Raw genomic sequence first — 14,345 nt, forward strand, 5'->3', positions numbered from 1 at the left:
GGGCTGCCCGTGCACGCATGGCGCGGGACCGCGACGGCCTGGGTGTGACTCCATGAAACCAGGGTGAGCCGCGTGGGCGCCAGACTGCGCTGCGAACCAAAGCAGCGAGGTCCGATCCCACACGGCCCGAAGGGCGCGCCCGGTGCTTCGGATGCAAGCCGCCGGGCGCAACGCTTCGTACTTACGCTTACTTGGTCTTCGCTGCCCTCGCGAGAGCCTGAACCGCGGTCTTCGAATCTTCCTGCGAGTTCATGAACTTCGTGACGACGTCGGAGATCGCGCCTGCCGCGGCATCCGGCTGAGCCATGCCGTGAGCGAGCGACGGCACATAACCGCCGGCCTTGATCGCAATCTGCTCATCCGCGTACGACTTCTTCGCGCAGTCGTCGAACTTGTCCATCGGCACGCCGAGACGCACCGGGATCGAGCCCTTGTACAGGCTGAACTGCTCCTGGAACTCCGGCGACATGATCGTCTTCGCGAGCGCGAGCTGGCCCGGCGTCGCGGCCTTCTGGCCCTTCTGCTGGAAGAACACGAACGAGTCGACGTTGAACGTATAAGCCTTGTCGGTGTTCGGCACCACCGCGCAGATGTAGTCCGTGCCCGACTTCTTGCCAGCGTTGGTGAACTCGCCCTTCGCCCAGTCGCCCATGAACTGCATACCGGCCTTGCCGTTGATGACCATGGCCGTGGCGAGGTTCCAGTCACGGCCCGTACGGCCCGCGTCGAAGTAGCCCTGGATCTTGCGGACCGTGTCGAACACCTGAACCATCTTTTCCGAGGTCAGCGTCTTCTCGTCGAGGTCGACGAGCGCCTTCTTGTAGAAGTCCGCGCCTTCCGACAGCACGACGTCTTCCCACAGCGTCAGGTCTTGCCACGGCTGGCCGCCCATTGCGATCGGCTGAATGCCCGCGGCCTTCATCTTGTCGGCCACTGCGAAGAACTCAGGCCACGTGGTCGGCACCTTGCCGCCTGCCTTGTCCAACGCTGCCTTGTTGATGTACAGCCAGTTCACGCGGTGCACCGAGAACGGCGCGGCGACGTAGTGGCCGTCCGCTTGGATGATCTTGTCGATTTGCGGCGGCAGGTTCTTCTTCCAGTCGCCCGCGACCGAGTCGATCGGCACCAGCACGCCCTGCGAAGCCCATTCCTGGATCAGCGGACCTTTGATCTGCGCGGCGCTCGGTGCGTTGCCCGAGATCACCTGCGTCTTGAGTGCCGTCATGGCAGCCGCGCCAGCGCCGCCCGCGACCGCGAAGTCCTTCCACGTGTAGCCCTGCTTCGTCATGTCGTCCTTGAGGACGCCGACGGCCTTGGATTCGCCGCCCGAAGTCCACCAGTGCAGCACTTCGATCGACTCGGCGGCCTGCACGGCCGACACGCCACACATCAGACCCGCAGCGCACAGAGCGCCCATGATCGCGCGAAATTTCATTGCTTATCTCCTCCAGACACCTGAACAAAAAAACGAATGGCCCCTGATGTCGCCAGGGTGCTGTGGTTGGTTCAAACAGGCAAAACACTGGGCGATCGAGCACGGTCGGGCGCATGCGCGAGGGCATGTGCCGGCGGACCGATGTCCGGCCGCTGGACGCTCAAGAGGTGAGTGGTTCGGGATGCAACTGACTGTCTCCTCTTTTGATTTTTGCCTGCCCGCATCGCGCTGCAGACTCGAGGTACCTCATACGCCAACTCGACGCCAGCCTGACGTCGGCTGCGGGCAACGACCCCGCAAGCCCGTCGACTCCCCGGCTTTCCATAAGGTCCGCCGGCACCCTGCTGGCGCGTACCGGAAGGCGTTGTCCCATTGTCCGTTAGCGTGCCGGGGACGCCCGCCGATTCGCAAAAAACGTGCATTCCGTCAGTACAGCGCACGCTTTTTTCATCGAATTAACGCTACCTCTTGATTTGGATTGTAGTTAAACTACAATTCAGTGTCAAAAAATATTTTATCGGACTACGGTCGCTCTTCCGGGGCGCTGCGCGTGCAGTGTCCGATCAGCGCGGCGGCCCTTCAGGACATCGACGGAGACTCATGCATACCGACACAAGCTTCACCTTCGTTCTCTTCGGCGGAACCGGCGATCTGTCGATGCGCAAGATCCTGCCCGCGCTGTTCGAGGCGCACCGCGCGGGTGGCATGCTCGCCGACAGCGGCAAGATCGTCGTGGTCGCGCGGCACGTCGAGGATCGCGGCGAGTATCTGCAGTGGGTCGACGGGCACGTCAAGCCGCATGTGTCGAAGAACGGCCTCGACGAAGCCGCGTGGACGAGCTTCCTCGCGCGCATCGAGTTCGTGAAGATCGATCTCGGCAATCCGGACGACTTCGCGCAACTGCGCGACGCGATCCAGGAGATGCCCGGCATCCGCGTGTTCTATCTGGCGACGGGTCCGTCGCTGTTCGTGCCGATCTGCCATGCGCTCGCCGCGGTGGGCCTGAACCACAACGCGCGCATCGTGCTCGAGAAGCCGCTCGGCTACGACCTGAAGTCGTCGAACGCAATTAATGATGCGGTCGGCGAAATCTTCGCGGAAGAACAGATCTACCGGATCGACCATTACCTCGGCAAGGAGCCGGTGCAGAACCTGCTCGCGCTGCGCTTCGGCAATGCGCTGTTCGAGCCGCTGTGGCGCCGCGAGTGGGTCGAAAGCATCCAGATCACGATCGCCGAGGAGCTCGGCGTCGAAGCGCGCGGCGATTTCTACGACAATACCGGCGCGCTGCGCGACATGGTGCAGAACCACCTGTTGCAGTTGCTGTCGATCGTCGCGATGGAGCCGCCCCACTCGATGGATTCCGACTCGGTGCGCGACGAAAAGCTGCGCGTGCTGCGCGCGCTCAAACCGATCGAGCCGCAGGAAATCGGCAAGGTTGCGGTGCGCGGCCAGTATCATTCGGGCGTGATCCGTGGCAACACGGTCCCGGCCTACGCGACCGAGCACGGCGTGAAGCCCGATAGCTCGACCGAGACCTTCGTCGCGCTGAAGGTCGAGATCGAGAATTGGCGCTGGGCCGGCGTGCCGTTTTTCCTGCGCACGGGCAAGCGGCTCGCCGACCGCGTCGCCGAGATCGTCGTGAATTTCCGTGCGGTGCCGCATTCGGCGCTTGGCGCGTCGGCGCTGCGCGCGGGCGCGAACCGCCTCGTGATCCGTCTGCAGCCTAACGAGACGATTCGTCTGTACTGTCTCGCGAAGCAGCCCGGCGAGGGTATGAACCTCGCGAGCGTATACCTCGATCTCGCGTTCGACCGGTTCTTCCGCGAAGGCCAGATGGAGGCCTATCAGCGGCTGCTGCTCGACGTGATCAACGGGCGCCTCGCGCTGTTCGTGCGGCGCGACGAACAGGAAGCCGCGTGGCGCTGGGTCGAGCCGATCCTCAACGAGTGGAAGGCCTCCACCAAGCCGCCCAAGCCGTACGCGGCGGGCACGTGGGGACCGTCCGCGGCGAGCGCGATGCTCGCCCAGCACGGCACCTGCTGGCTCGAGGAAGAGAATTGAGTTTGATGAATTGATGGACGGCGCCGCGCGCAATGAATACCTCGGCGCGCGGCGCCGGCAACACCACCGACGAACTGAACGGAGTCGCGCCGGTATCGCGTCATGCGTCCGCAGGCCACCGGCCTTGCAGGCATCGCGCGAGAGCAGTCAGGCTGATTCCGCAGACCTAACAAGAAAGCAGCACGGAGGAGAAGTGATCGAGCTTCACGCTTTCGACGACCAGCGCGCCCAATCCGACGCGCTGGCGAAAGCGGTGGGCGACGCGTTACATGCGTCGCTTGCCGCACAGGCGGCCGGCACCGGCACGTCAACCCCGCTCGCGCGCCCGGCCATGCTAGCGGTGTCCGGCGGCAGCAGCCCGCGTCCGTTCCTGCAAACGTTGTCGACGCAGACGTTCGACTGGCCCCGCATCGCGATCACACTGGTCGACGACCGCTGGGTGCCGGAGACCGATAGCGCGAGCAACGCGCAACTCGCGCGCGCCACGTTGCTGCAGAACGCCGCGCAACACGCGACCTTCTGGCCGCTCGTCGACACCACCCAGGATCTGCATTCGCACGTCGCCGCGCTGAATGCGGACGCGCGCTTCGCCACGGCGCCCGACGTCGCGGTGCTGGGCATGGGCGAAGACGGCCACACCGCGTCGATCTTCGCCGACGCGCCCGAATGGAATCACGCGATCAACACGACCGAGCGTTTCGTCGCCGTGCATCCGGGCGCGGCGCCGCACGCGCGCGTGAGCTGGTCGCTGTCCGCGCTGAAGGACGTGAAGCATCTGTTTCTGCTGATCGCAGGGCCGCGCAAGATGGACGTGCTCAACGCCGCGTCCGCCGCGCTACAAAAAAATGCCATCTCGCAGCTGGCAAACGACAAGGGAGTGAGACTCGATGTCTACTGGTGTGCAAACTAAGGCTGTGCCGGGCGCGGTCCAGCACGCCGATGGACCGAGGCTCCTGGCCGACATCGGCGGTACCAATGCGCGTTTCGCGCTTGAGACGGGCCCCGGCGAAATCGGCTCGGTGCAGGTCTATCCTTGCGCCGACTACCCGGGTGTCGCCGACGTCATCAAGAAGTATCTGAAGGACATGAAGATCGGTCGCGTCAATCACGCGGCGATCGCGATTGCGAACCCGGTCGACGGCGACCAGGTCAGCATGACCAATCACGACTGGACCTTTTCGATCGAAGCGACGCGCCGCGCGCTCGGTTTCGACACGCTGCTCGTCGTCAACGACTTCACCGCGCTTGCGATGGCGCTGCCCGGCCTCACCGACACGCAGCGCGTGCAGGTGGGCGGCGGCCAGCGCCGGCCGAACAGCGTGATCGGCCTGCTCGGCCCCGGCACGGGCATGGGCGTGTCGGGTCTGATCCCCGCCGACGACCGCTGGATCGCGCTCGGCAGCGAAGGCGGCCATGCCACCTTCGCGCCCGCCGACGAGCGTGAAGATATCGTGCTGCAGTACGCGCGCAAGAAGTGGTCACACGTGTCGTTCGAACGCGTGGCCGCGGGTCCCGGCATCGAGATGATCTATCGCGCGCTCGCGGGCCGCGACAAGAAGCGCGTGCCGGCCAGCGTCAATACGGCCGATGTGGTCAAGCGCGCGCTCGAAGGCGAGCCGCTCGCGGCCGAATCGGTCGACGTGTTCTGCGGCATTCTCGGCACCTTCGCCGGCAATATCGCGGTGACGCTCGGCGCGCTCGGCGGCATCTATATCGGCGGCGGCGTCGTGCCACGCCTCGGCGAGTTCTTCGCGCGTTCGTCGTTCCGCCAGCGCTTCGAGGCGAAGGGCCGCTTCGAGGCGTATCTGCAGAACGTGCCGACCTATGTGATTACCGCCGAGTACCCGGCGTTCCTCGGCGTATCGGCGATTCTGGCGGAGCAGCTGTCGAACCGCGCGGGCGGCAGCTCGTCGGCGGTGTTCGAGCGGATTCGCCAGATGCGCGACGCGCTGACGCCGGCCGAGCGCCGCGTCGCCGATCTCGCGTTGAACCACCCGCGTTCGATCATCAATGATCCGATCGTCGATATCGCGCGCAAGGCCGACGTCAGTCAGCCGACCGTGATCCGCTTCTGCCGCTCGCTCGGCTGCCAGGGGCTGTCGGACTTCAAGCTCAAGCTCGCGACCGGTTTGACCGGCACGATTCCGGTCAGCCACAGCCAGGTGCATCTCGGCGACACCGCGACCGACTTCGGCGCGAAGGTGCTCGACAACACCGTGTCCGCGATTCTGCAATTGCGCGAGCATCTGAACTTCGAGCACGTGGAACGCGCCATCGACCTGCTGAACGGCGCGCGGCGCATCGAGTTCTACGGACTCGGCAATTCGAACATCGTCGCGCAGGACGCGCACTACAAGTTCTTCCGCTTCGGCATTCCGACCATCGCATACGGTGACCTGTACATGCAGGCGGCCTCGGCCGCGCTGCTCGGCAAGGGCGACGTGATCGTCGCGGTGTCGAAGTCGGGGCGCGCGCCCGAGCTGCTGCGCGTGCTCGACGTCGCGATGCAGGCCGGCGCGCAGGTGATCGCGATCACGTCGAGCAACACACCGCTCGCGAAGCGTGCGACGGTCGCGCTGGAAACCGATCACATCGAGATTCGCGAGTCGCAACTGTCGATGATCTCGCGCATCCTGCACCTCGTGATGATCGACATTCTCGCTGTCGGTGTGGCGATTCGGCGCGCGATGCCGAGCGACGACGTCGCCGAGACGGTCGAGAAAGCGCGCGAAGGCGCCGACGACGACGCGACGGCCGTGCTCGACTGGCTCAGCCACGGCGCTGCTTCGTCGGCGCGCGACTGAGCCTCCGCTCACGGCTGTCCCGATCCGCTTGCGGTGAACGAATCCGCGGCGTGTGCATCGTCTTCGATGCGCCCGCCGCGGGTTTTCCTGTTTGGGGACGCGAAAAGCGGCCGATAATAGGCGCTCTATCTCCTGGCCGAACCGCTTTGCCATGATCATCCGCCCGCATCTCCACTGGTTTCGCATGCTGCTCGCGTGGCGCGGCTCGGTGCTGCCGCAGTTGCTGCCGCGGCTCCTGCTGATCTTCTTCATCTCGATCATTGCGCTCGCCGCACACGATCATCTGCTGCCCGTCAGCCTGAACCTGAGCTCGATCGCGCCGTTCTCGCTGGTCGGCATTGCGCTCGCGGTGTTTCTCGGCTTTCGCAACAACGCGAGCTACGACCGCTGGTGGGAGGCGCGCAAGCTGTGGGGGCAGTTGCTCAATGAGTCGCGCTCGCTGACGCGCCAGGCGCTGACGCTGCCGTCGCGCGAGTTGCCCAAAGAAGAAGCCGCCGCGTTTCTCACGATACTGAGCGCGCTCCCGCATGCGCTGCGTCATCAGTTGCGCAAGACCGAACCGCGCGACGACCTTGCCGCGCGGCTGCCCCGCGCACTGTTTGAACGTGTGACTGGATCGCGCTACAAGCCAGCCGCGCTGTTGCTGTGCCTCGGCGAATGGGTGCAGCGCTCGGCACGCGCGGGGGCGCTCGATCCGATGGCGGTGCTCGCGTTCGACCGCAATCTGAGCGGGCTGTCGGATGTGATCGGCGGGTGCGAGCGCATCGCGTCGACGCCACTGCCGTTCGCGTATTCGGTGATGATCCACCGCACCGTGTACTTCTTCTGCGCGTCGCTGCCATTCGGACTCGTCAATAGCATCGGCATTTTCACGCCGGTGTTCGCGGTGTTCGTCGCGTACACGTTCATGGCGCACGAAGCGATCGCGTCGCAGCTCGAAGAACCGTTCGGCACCGACGACAACGATCTCGCGCTCAACATGATGTCGGCGATGATCGAGGATGCGATGCGCGATCTGCGCGGCGAGCCGGCACTCGCGCTGCCGCAGCCGCGCGAAGACCGATATCAATGGGATTGAATGCGCGGTGGGCGGCGCCGGTCGGCGGCCGTCAGTGGTTGCCGGCCGTTTCGGAGAGCCGTTTGATCGTCGCGACGCGCGCGCCGATGATGTCGATACGCCCGTGCTCGTCGACGAGCCGCGTCGACGCCGTCAGATACGAGCTCCACGCGCGTTGCGCGTGCACGAGCGTCGGCCGCGATTGCGCCGGCATCTTCGATTCGAGCACACGGTAGTAGCGGTTCAGATCGAACATCGCGTGTTCGCACCGCGCGTCGGCGTTGCAGGCGCGCGGCCGGCGCGGCGCCGGACCGTTCGCATCGGCGAGCGCGCTGCGCAGCGCGAGCGCGCGGTCGCGCACCGGCTGCAGCTGCATGTCGGCTTCGGAAAGCACGTACATCGAACCCTGGGTCGTGGCGAAGACAGCGGCGAGCAACTGCTTTCTCGGCATCGCGCGACGCAAGCCAGCTCGACTGGCTCCTTTCCCACAGCCTGCGCCGCGCGGGCGGCAGCTTCGCGAGCAACTGCTGGTACGCGTTGTCGACCGCGACCTTCCAGCCGATGCGCGCAGCGTCCATGCACTGCACCTGCCCCATCGTCGTCGACATGTCGGCGCGCGCGAGACACGCGCGCATCGACGCGTCGATCGGATCGGCGGCGGCCACCTCGGCATGCGCCGCCGGACTCGCGATGCCGCCGAACACCACCGTGCCGGCCGCCAGCGCGAAGGCCAGCATACCGGCCCCGCGCCGCCAGCGGCCGATCGCTGCCAGGCCCGGCAGAAACGTCACCCACCCCATCGTCAGATGCGCACGCAATCGACGAAGTATTCGATGCGCCCGTTGACCATTTCGCCGACGAGCCCGTGGATATCCGTATGGAAACCCGGGAAGCGCTCGTTGAACTCGCGCGCGAAACGCAGATAGTTGACGATGGTCCTGTTGAAACGCTCGCCCGGAATCAGCAGCGGAATGCCCGGCGGATACGGCGTCAACAGGATCGACGTGACACGGCCTTCGAGCTCGTCGATCGGTACCCGATCGATCTCGCGGTGGGCGAGCTTCGCGAACGCGTCGGACGGCTTCATCGCCGGCTCCATGCTCGACAGGTACATCTCGGTCGTCAGACGCGCGATGTCGTTCGCGCGATACACGCTGTGGATCTGCTGGCACAGGTCGCGCAGGCCGACACGCTCGTACATCGGATGATGCTGCACGAACTCGGGCAGCACACGCCACAGCGGCTGGTTGTTGTCGTAGTCGTCCTTGAACTGCTGCAGCTCGGTCACCATCGAGTTCCAGCGGCCCTTCGTGATGCCGATCGTGAACATGATGAAGAACGAGTACAGGCCCGTCTTCTCGACGATGATGCCGTGCTCGGCCAGGTACTTCGTGACGATCGCGGCCGGAATGCCGGTTTCGCCGAAGCCGCCGTCCATGTCGAGACCCGGCGTGACGATCGTCGCCTTGATCGGATCGAGCATGTTGAAGCCTTCGGCGAGCGGGCCGAAGCCGTGCCACGCGTCGTTGGGGCGCAGCATCCAGTCGTCGCGCGAGCCGATGCCTTCCTCGGCGAACTGGTCCGGGCCCCACACCTTGAAGAACCAGTCGTCGCCGTATTCGGTGTCGACCTTGGTCATCGCGCGGCGGAAGTCGAGCGCTTCAGCGATCGATTCCTCGACGAGCGCGGTGCCGCCCGGCGCTTCCATCATCGCGGCAGCCACGTCGCACGACGCGATGATCGCGTACTGCGGGCTCGTCGACGTATGCATCAGATACGCCTCGTTGAAGCGATGCTTGTCGAAGCGGCTGTTCTTCGAATCCTGCACGACGATCTGCGACGCCTGCGAGATGCCGGCGAGCAGCTTGTGCGTGGAGTGCGTCGCGTACACCATCGCGCCGATGCGCGGACGGCCCGCGCCGATAGCGTGCATGTCCTGATAGAACTCGTGGAATTCGGCGTGCGGCAGCCACGCTTCGTCGAAGTGCAGCGTGTCGAGCCATTCGCCCAACATCTCCTTGATCATCTCGACGTTGTAGATCACGCCGTCGTAGGTGCTTTGCGTGATCGTCAGAATGCGCGGCTTCAGGTTCGGGTTCTTCGCGAGCGCTTCGCGCGCGAACGGGTTCGCCTCGATCTTCTTGCGGATGTTCTCCGGTTCGAACTCGCTGCGCGGAATCGGGCCGATGATGCCGAAGTTGTTGCGGGTCGGCGTCAGAAACACCGGGATCGCGCCGGTCATCGTGATCGCGTGCAGGATCGACTTGTGGCAGTTGCGGTCGACCAGCACGATGTCGCCCGGCGCCACCGTGCCGTGCCAGACGATCTTGTTCGAGGTGGAGGTGCCGTTGGTCACGAAGAACACGTGGTCGGCGCTGAAGATCCGCGCGGCGTTGCGCTCCGAGGCCGCGACCGGACCGGTATGGTCGAGCAGCTGGCCCAGTTCGTCGACCGCGTTGCAGACGTCGGCGCGCAGCATGTTCTCGCCGAAGAACTGGTGGAACATCTGGCCGAGCGGGCTCTTCAGGAACGCGACGCCGCCCGAGTGACCCGGGCAGTGCCACGAGTACGAACCTTCTTCCGCGTACTGCACCAGTTCCTTGAAGAACGGCGGCGCAAGCGAGTCGAGATACACCTTCGCCTCGCGGATGATATGGCGCGCGACGAACTCCGGCGTGTCCTCGAACATATGGATGAAGCCGTGCAGCTCGCGCAGGATGTCGTTCGGCAGATGGCGCGAAGTGCGCGTTTCGCCGTACAGGAAGATCGGAATATCGGCGTTGCGGCGGCGCACTTCGGTCACGAACGCGCGCAGCGCGACGATCGCGGCGGCAAGCTCGGGCGTCTCGCCTTCGACGACCACGTTATCGACGTACGGCAGCAGTTCGTCGTCGTCGATCGACAGGATGAAGCACGACGCGCGGCTCGACTGCTGCGCGAACGAGGTCAGATCGCCGTAGCTCGTCAACCCGAGCACTTCCGCGCCTTCTTTCTCGATGGCTTCGGCCAAAGCCCGGATGCCGGAACCCGAGATGTTCTCGGAGCGGAAATCTTCGTCGATGATGACGACGGGAAAACGGAACTTCATGGGCGATTCTCCAAAAAGAAAACGACCGCTGCGTTACGTAAAAAGCGCAGCGGTCACCCGAATAACTGGTGGTTCAAGATGCTGCCGGCGTCACGTTTTCGGCAACGTGACGCCGTGCTGACCTTGATACTTGCCGCCGCGATCCGCGTACGACGTTTCACAAATCTCATCGCTTTCGAAAAACAGCACCTGGGCGACGCCTTCGTTCGCGTAAATTTTCGCAGGCAATGGTGTCGTATTCGAGAATTCGAGCGTGACGTGGCCTTCCCATTCCGGCTCGAACGGCGTCACGTTGACGATGATCCCGCAACGCGCGTATGTCGATTTGCCGAGGCACACGGTCAGCACGCTGCGCGGAATACGGAAATACTCGACCGTGCGCGCGAGCGCGAACGAGTTCGGCGGGATGATGCAGACGTCGCCCTTGAAATCGACAAACGACTTCTCGTCGAAGTTCTTCGGATCGACGATCGTCGAGTTGATGTTGGTGAAGATCTTGAATTCGTCGGCGCAGCGGATGTCGTAGCCGTAGCTCGAGGTGCCGTAGCTGACAATCTTCCGGCCGTCTTCGGAGACGCGAACCTGATCGGGCGCAAACGGCTCGATCATCTTGTGCGACTCGGCCATGCGCCGGATCCACTTGTCAGATTTGATGGTCATAGGTGAGAGCTGCTCGACGTGAATATCAGGAGTGACGAAAGGTAGATGAAAACGGCCGCCCGGCGCTTCGGCGCCCAGCCGGCGAAGGCCGCTCATTTTACGCGATCACGGAGACGCTGCCGCCGATGGCGCGAGCCGCGCCCGATGAAGGAGGTCCGCCGACTGGCACGACGCCGTTGCGGGGCGGGTCACCGAACGGCGGCCGAGCGGCGAGAGCGCGCTCGCGGTTCACTGCTGGCGAATCACGCCGCAGGCGATCGCCGCGCCCGCGCCATGCTGAGGGTACGCGTAGGGATCGGTCGCGTCGTGGTGGAGCAGTACCGCGCGCTGCAGCACCGAGCGGATGCCGTCGAGCGACACGTCCGGCGCGACGATGAAGCCGGTGGCCACGCCGTTCGCGTCCGCATGGATGTTGCCGAGATCGCCCTCGACGCGCGCGCCGGCCTTGAGCCGTTCGGCCGCCGGCGAAAACACCGGACCGGCGCTGGAGCCGTCGGCGGCGTTGCAGTCGCCGCGCTCGTGCACCTGCAGCGCGTGGTCGCTGTTGGGCGGCAAGCCCGCGAGATTGTAGGTGACCTGGACGCCGTCCGAGCGCTCGATAAACGTCACGAGGCCGTGCGCCTGATTGCCCACGGTGGGCAGCAATTGCGCGTCGGCGCGCTTTTCCTGTGGTCTCAGGAATACGCCACAGCCGCTCAACAGCACACAGCTGGCAGTCAGGACGATGAACGCATGTACCGCGTGCCCGTCGATTCGTTTTCCCATGCGATCCTCTTGTCGGCCTGGCGGCCGCCCCTGCGGCCGCCGAGCCGAACTCGTGAAGTCGACATGATACCGCGAGAGTTCGTGAAAATAGGGATCGAGATCGCCCCTAATCCCTCGCCCGAACGGCCGCTCAGGTGTTCTGCACGACGATGTTCGGAAACTTCGAGCTCATGTCGCGCGCGCGCTCGGCGATATGCACCGCGACCTTGCGCGCGATCGAGCGATAGAGCTCCGCAATGCGCCCGTTCGGGTCCGCGACGACCGTGGGACGGCCCGAGTCGGCCTGCTCGCGGATCGTGATGTCGAGCGGCAGGCTGCCGAGCACGTCGACGCCATACTCCTTGCCCATGCGCTCGCCGCCGCCGGCGCCGAAGATGTGCTCCTCGTGCCCGCAATTCGAACAGATGTGCAGCCCCATGTTCTCGACGATGCCGAGAATCGGGATGCCGACCTTTTCGAACATCTTGAGGCCCTTCTTCGCGTCGAGCAGCGCGATGTCCTGCGGCGTCGTGACGATCACGGCGCCCGTAACCGGCACGCGCTGCGCGAGCGTCAGCTGGATGTCGCCGGTGCCTGGCGGCATGTCGACGATCAGATAGTCGAGTTCGTGCCAGTTGGTCTGGCGCAGCAGCTGTTCGAGCGCCGAGGTCGCCATCGGGCCGCGCCACACCATCGGGTTGTCCGCCTCGATCAGGAAACCTATCGAGCTGGCCTGCACGCCGTGGCCGGTCATCGGGTTCATCGATTTGTCGTCGGGCGATTCGGGGCGGCCCTCGATGCCGAGCATGGTGGGCAGCGACGGGCCGTAGATGTCGGCGTCGAGAATGCCGACCGCCGCGCCCTCGCTCGCGAGCGCGAGCGCGAGATTCACCGCGGTCGTGCTCTTGCCGACGCCGCCCTTGCCCGAGGCAACCGCGACGATGTTCTTCACGCCGGGCAGCAGTTTCACGCCGCGCTGCACGGTGTGCGCGGCAATCTGTTGCGAAACCTCGACGCGCACGTTCGCGACGCCGGGCACCGCGCGCAGCGCGTCCGCGAACCGCTGGCGGATCGCGTCGAACTGGCTTTTTGCCGGGTAGCCGAGCGTCACCTGAATGCTGACCGCGTCGCCCTCCACAACCACGTTGCGGATGCTCTTCGCGGCCGCGTACGGCGCGCCCGTGTTGGGGTCAGTGACGGCCGCGACGGCGACGTCGACCAAAGCCCGATCGATACTCATTGATACTCCGTGGGGAAGAGGTGCGGCGCGGCGAGATGGACCGATCGGCCACGCGGCGGAATTTGCAAGAAATTGTTATGCGGCATTGCGAAAATCGAGCTTGCCGGGCACCCTTCGGGGCACGCGGGACGCCGTAGGGTCGCATCGCTGCGTGTTTCAGGCATTATTGTAGTGTCTGACGGCAGACGGTGCCTGAAGACCCTTCTTCGCTGTAGGACCGCGCGAAGCAAGGCGCAGGAATCGTTCCCGAACATTCTGAATGGTCGCTGCATTGCCGGAATGTTTGCTGCATGGACTGACCGCTTCCCGCTGGTTTATTCGCACTCGAAAGGAAATCAAAATGAATGCAAGAATCATGACTCGCGTGGCCGTATTCGCCGTGGCCGGCTCGCTGGTGGCCGGCTGCGCGACCCAACAGGGCACCAACACAGCAGTCGGCACCGGCGTGGGCGCTGGGGCCGGCGCGGCGATCGGCGCGATCTTCGGCGGCGGCAAGGGCGCGGCGATCGGCGCGGCCACCGGCGCCGCGGTAGGCGGCATCACCGGCTACAACTGGGACAACATCCGCAACCGCATGTCGGGCGCGACCAAGGGCACCGGCACGCAGATCACCGAGCAGCCGGACGGCTCGCTCAAGCTGAACATTCCGAGTTCGGTCACGTTCGACACCAACAGCTACGCGATCAAGCCGTCGTTCGCACCGGTGCTCGACCAGCTCGCGCAGACGCTGCAGCAGAATCCGGAAGTCGTCGCGTCGGTCGTCGGCCATACGGACAGCACCGGCTCGCTGCAATACAACGAAACGCTGTCGGTCAATCGCGCGCAGAGCGTGACCGGCTATCTGGCGCAACGCGGCATCGCGCCGCAGCGCCTGTCGGCCACCGGCATGGGCCCGAACCAGCCGATCGCCGACAACAACACCGAAGCTGGCCGCGCGGCCAACCGTCGCGTCGAGATCTATCTGCGCGCCACGGCCCAGCACGCGACGCAATAAGGGCAAGTCTCAAGGAGAAGGCGCCGCCGGGCCGGCCGGGCGTTTCAGCTGCACGCGCCCGGCTTGCGGGCGGGACGAGCCGCCGGACCGGTTTGTCGACGGATCGAAAAAAATTTCGAACTCTGCGGAAAATCCGCGGTCTGTGTTTACGGTACGTGGTTGGCGAAGCCATCACGTCACCATTCTCCTCTTGTCGTTGTTGCTCCGGGGTTTATCGACCCCGGTTTTTTTTGCCCGCGCGGTTTTGCACCCCGCTTCG

At 64.9% G+C, this 14,345-nt stretch carries 10 protein-coding genes and 1 pseudogene; 5 read left to right on the forward strand and 6 right to left on the reverse strand.

Annotation, left to right across the window (positions count from 1 at the left end):
* Positions 1-187: 187 nt before the first annotated feature.
* Entirely contained in the window at positions 188-1,435 is a 1,248-nt protein-coding gene (locus OKW44_RS23370; protein WP_018419722.1) for an ABC transporter substrate-binding protein, read from the reverse strand.
* A gap of 600 nt (positions 1,436-2,035) precedes the next feature.
* On the opposite strand from OKW44_RS23370, the gene zwf reads away from it, so the two are divergent.
* The 4 genes from zwf (at position 2,036) to OKW44_RS23390 (ending at position 7,381) form a co-directional block, all read left to right on the forward strand.
* Positions 2,036-3,499, forward strand: a complete 1,464-nt coding sequence (zwf, locus tag OKW44_RS23375) for a glucose-6-phosphate dehydrogenase (protein ID WP_018419721.1) — start codon at positions 2,036-2,038, stop codon at positions 3,497-3,499.
* 193 nt (positions 3,500-3,692) lie between these two features.
* Complete coding sequence (gene pgl / locus OKW44_RS23380) at positions 3,693-4,409, forward strand: 6-phosphogluconolactonase (RefSeq protein WP_018419719.1); 717 nt, start codon at positions 3,693-3,695, stop codon at positions 4,407-4,409.
* Complete coding sequence (locus OKW44_RS23385) at positions 4,387-6,303, forward strand: bifunctional transcriptional regulator/glucokinase (protein ID WP_026225649.1); 1,917 nt, start codon at positions 4,387-4,389, stop codon at positions 6,301-6,303. The genes pgl and OKW44_RS23385 overlap by 23 nt, the downstream gene beginning before the upstream one ends.
* Positions 6,304-6,454: 151 nt before the next feature.
* On the forward strand, positions 6,455-7,381 hold the full coding sequence (locus tag OKW44_RS23390; RefSeq protein WP_018419717.1) for a bestrophin family protein: 927 nt from the start codon (positions 6,455-6,457) through the stop codon (positions 7,379-7,381).
* A gap of 31 nt (positions 7,382-7,412) precedes the next feature.
* Here the strand turns inward: OKW44_RS23390 and OKW44_RS23395 are convergent.
* The 5 genes and pseudogenes from OKW44_RS23395 to apbC all read right to left on the reverse strand — a co-directional run bounded on the left by OKW44_RS23395 (position 7,413) and on the right by apbC (position 13,092).
* A pseudogene (locus OKW44_RS23395) lies at positions 7,413-8,097 on the reverse strand (lysozyme inhibitor LprI family protein).
* 65 nt (positions 8,098-8,162) lie between these two features.
* Positions 8,163-10,448, reverse strand: a complete 2,286-nt coding sequence (locus tag OKW44_RS23400) for an arginine/lysine/ornithine decarboxylase (protein WP_018419715.1) — start codon at positions 10,446-10,448, stop codon at positions 8,163-8,165.
* Positions 10,449-10,538: 90 nt separating this feature from the next.
* A complete protein-coding gene (dcd, locus tag OKW44_RS23405) occupies positions 10,539-11,108 on the reverse strand; it encodes a dCTP deaminase (protein ID WP_008924193.1) in 570 nt (189 codons plus the stop codon).
* 228 nt (positions 11,109-11,336) lie between these two features.
* Entirely contained in the window at positions 11,337-11,873 is a 537-nt protein-coding gene (locus tag OKW44_RS23410) for a superoxide dismutase family protein (RefSeq protein WP_018419713.1), read from the reverse strand.
* Positions 11,874-12,003: 130 nt separating this feature from the next.
* Entirely contained in the window at positions 12,004-13,092 is a 1,089-nt protein-coding gene (apbC, locus tag OKW44_RS23415) for an iron-sulfur cluster carrier protein ApbC (RefSeq protein WP_018419712.1), read from the reverse strand.
* A gap of 340 nt (positions 13,093-13,432) precedes the next feature.
* On the opposite strand from apbC, the gene OKW44_RS23420 reads away from it, so the two are divergent.
* Positions 13,433-14,086 (forward strand): YiaD family glycine zipper/OmpA-like lipoprotein, encoded by a 654-nt coding sequence (locus OKW44_RS23420; RefSeq protein WP_018419711.1) that lies wholly within the window; start codon positions 13,433-13,435, stop codon positions 14,084-14,086.
* The last annotated feature ends 259 nt before the right edge of the window (positions 14,087-14,345 follow it).

The organism is Paraburkholderia lebeckiae (assembly GCF_050436325.1).
GTDB lineage: Bacteria > Pseudomonadota > Gammaproteobacteria > Burkholderiales > Burkholderiaceae > Paraburkholderia > Paraburkholderia tuberum.

Coding starts and splice junctions, on each gene's coding strand:
- OKW44_RS23410 (WP_018419713.1), bottom strand. CDS start 11,873: ATGGGAAAACGAATCGACGGGCACGCGGTACATGCGTTCATCGTCCTG.
- OKW44_RS23385 (WP_026225649.1), top strand. CDS start 4,387: ATGTCTACTGGTGTGCAAACTAAGGCTGTGCCGGGCGCGGTCCAGCAC.
- dcd (WP_008924193.1), bottom strand. CDS start 11,108: ATGACCATCAAATCTGACAAGTGGATCCGGCGCATGGCCGAGTCGCAC.
- OKW44_RS23390 (WP_018419717.1), top strand. CDS start 6,455: ATGATCATCCGCCCGCATCTCCACTGGTTTCGCATGCTGCTCGCGTGG.
- OKW44_RS23420 (WP_018419711.1), top strand. CDS start 13,433: ATGAATGCAAGAATCATGACTCGCGTGGCCGTATTCGCCGTGGCCGGC.
- apbC (WP_018419712.1), bottom strand. CDS start 13,092: ATGAGTATCGATCGGGCTTTGGTCGACGTCGCCGTCGCGGCCGTCACT.
- zwf (WP_018419721.1), top strand. CDS start 2,036: ATGCATACCGACACAAGCTTCACCTTCGTTCTCTTCGGCGGAACCGGC.
- OKW44_RS23400 (WP_018419715.1), bottom strand. CDS start 10,448: ATGAAGTTCCGTTTTCCCGTCGTCATCATCGACGAAGATTTCCGCTCC.
- OKW44_RS23370 (WP_018419722.1), bottom strand. CDS start 1,435: ATGAAATTTCGCGCGATCATGGGCGCTCTGTGCGCTGCGGGTCTGATG.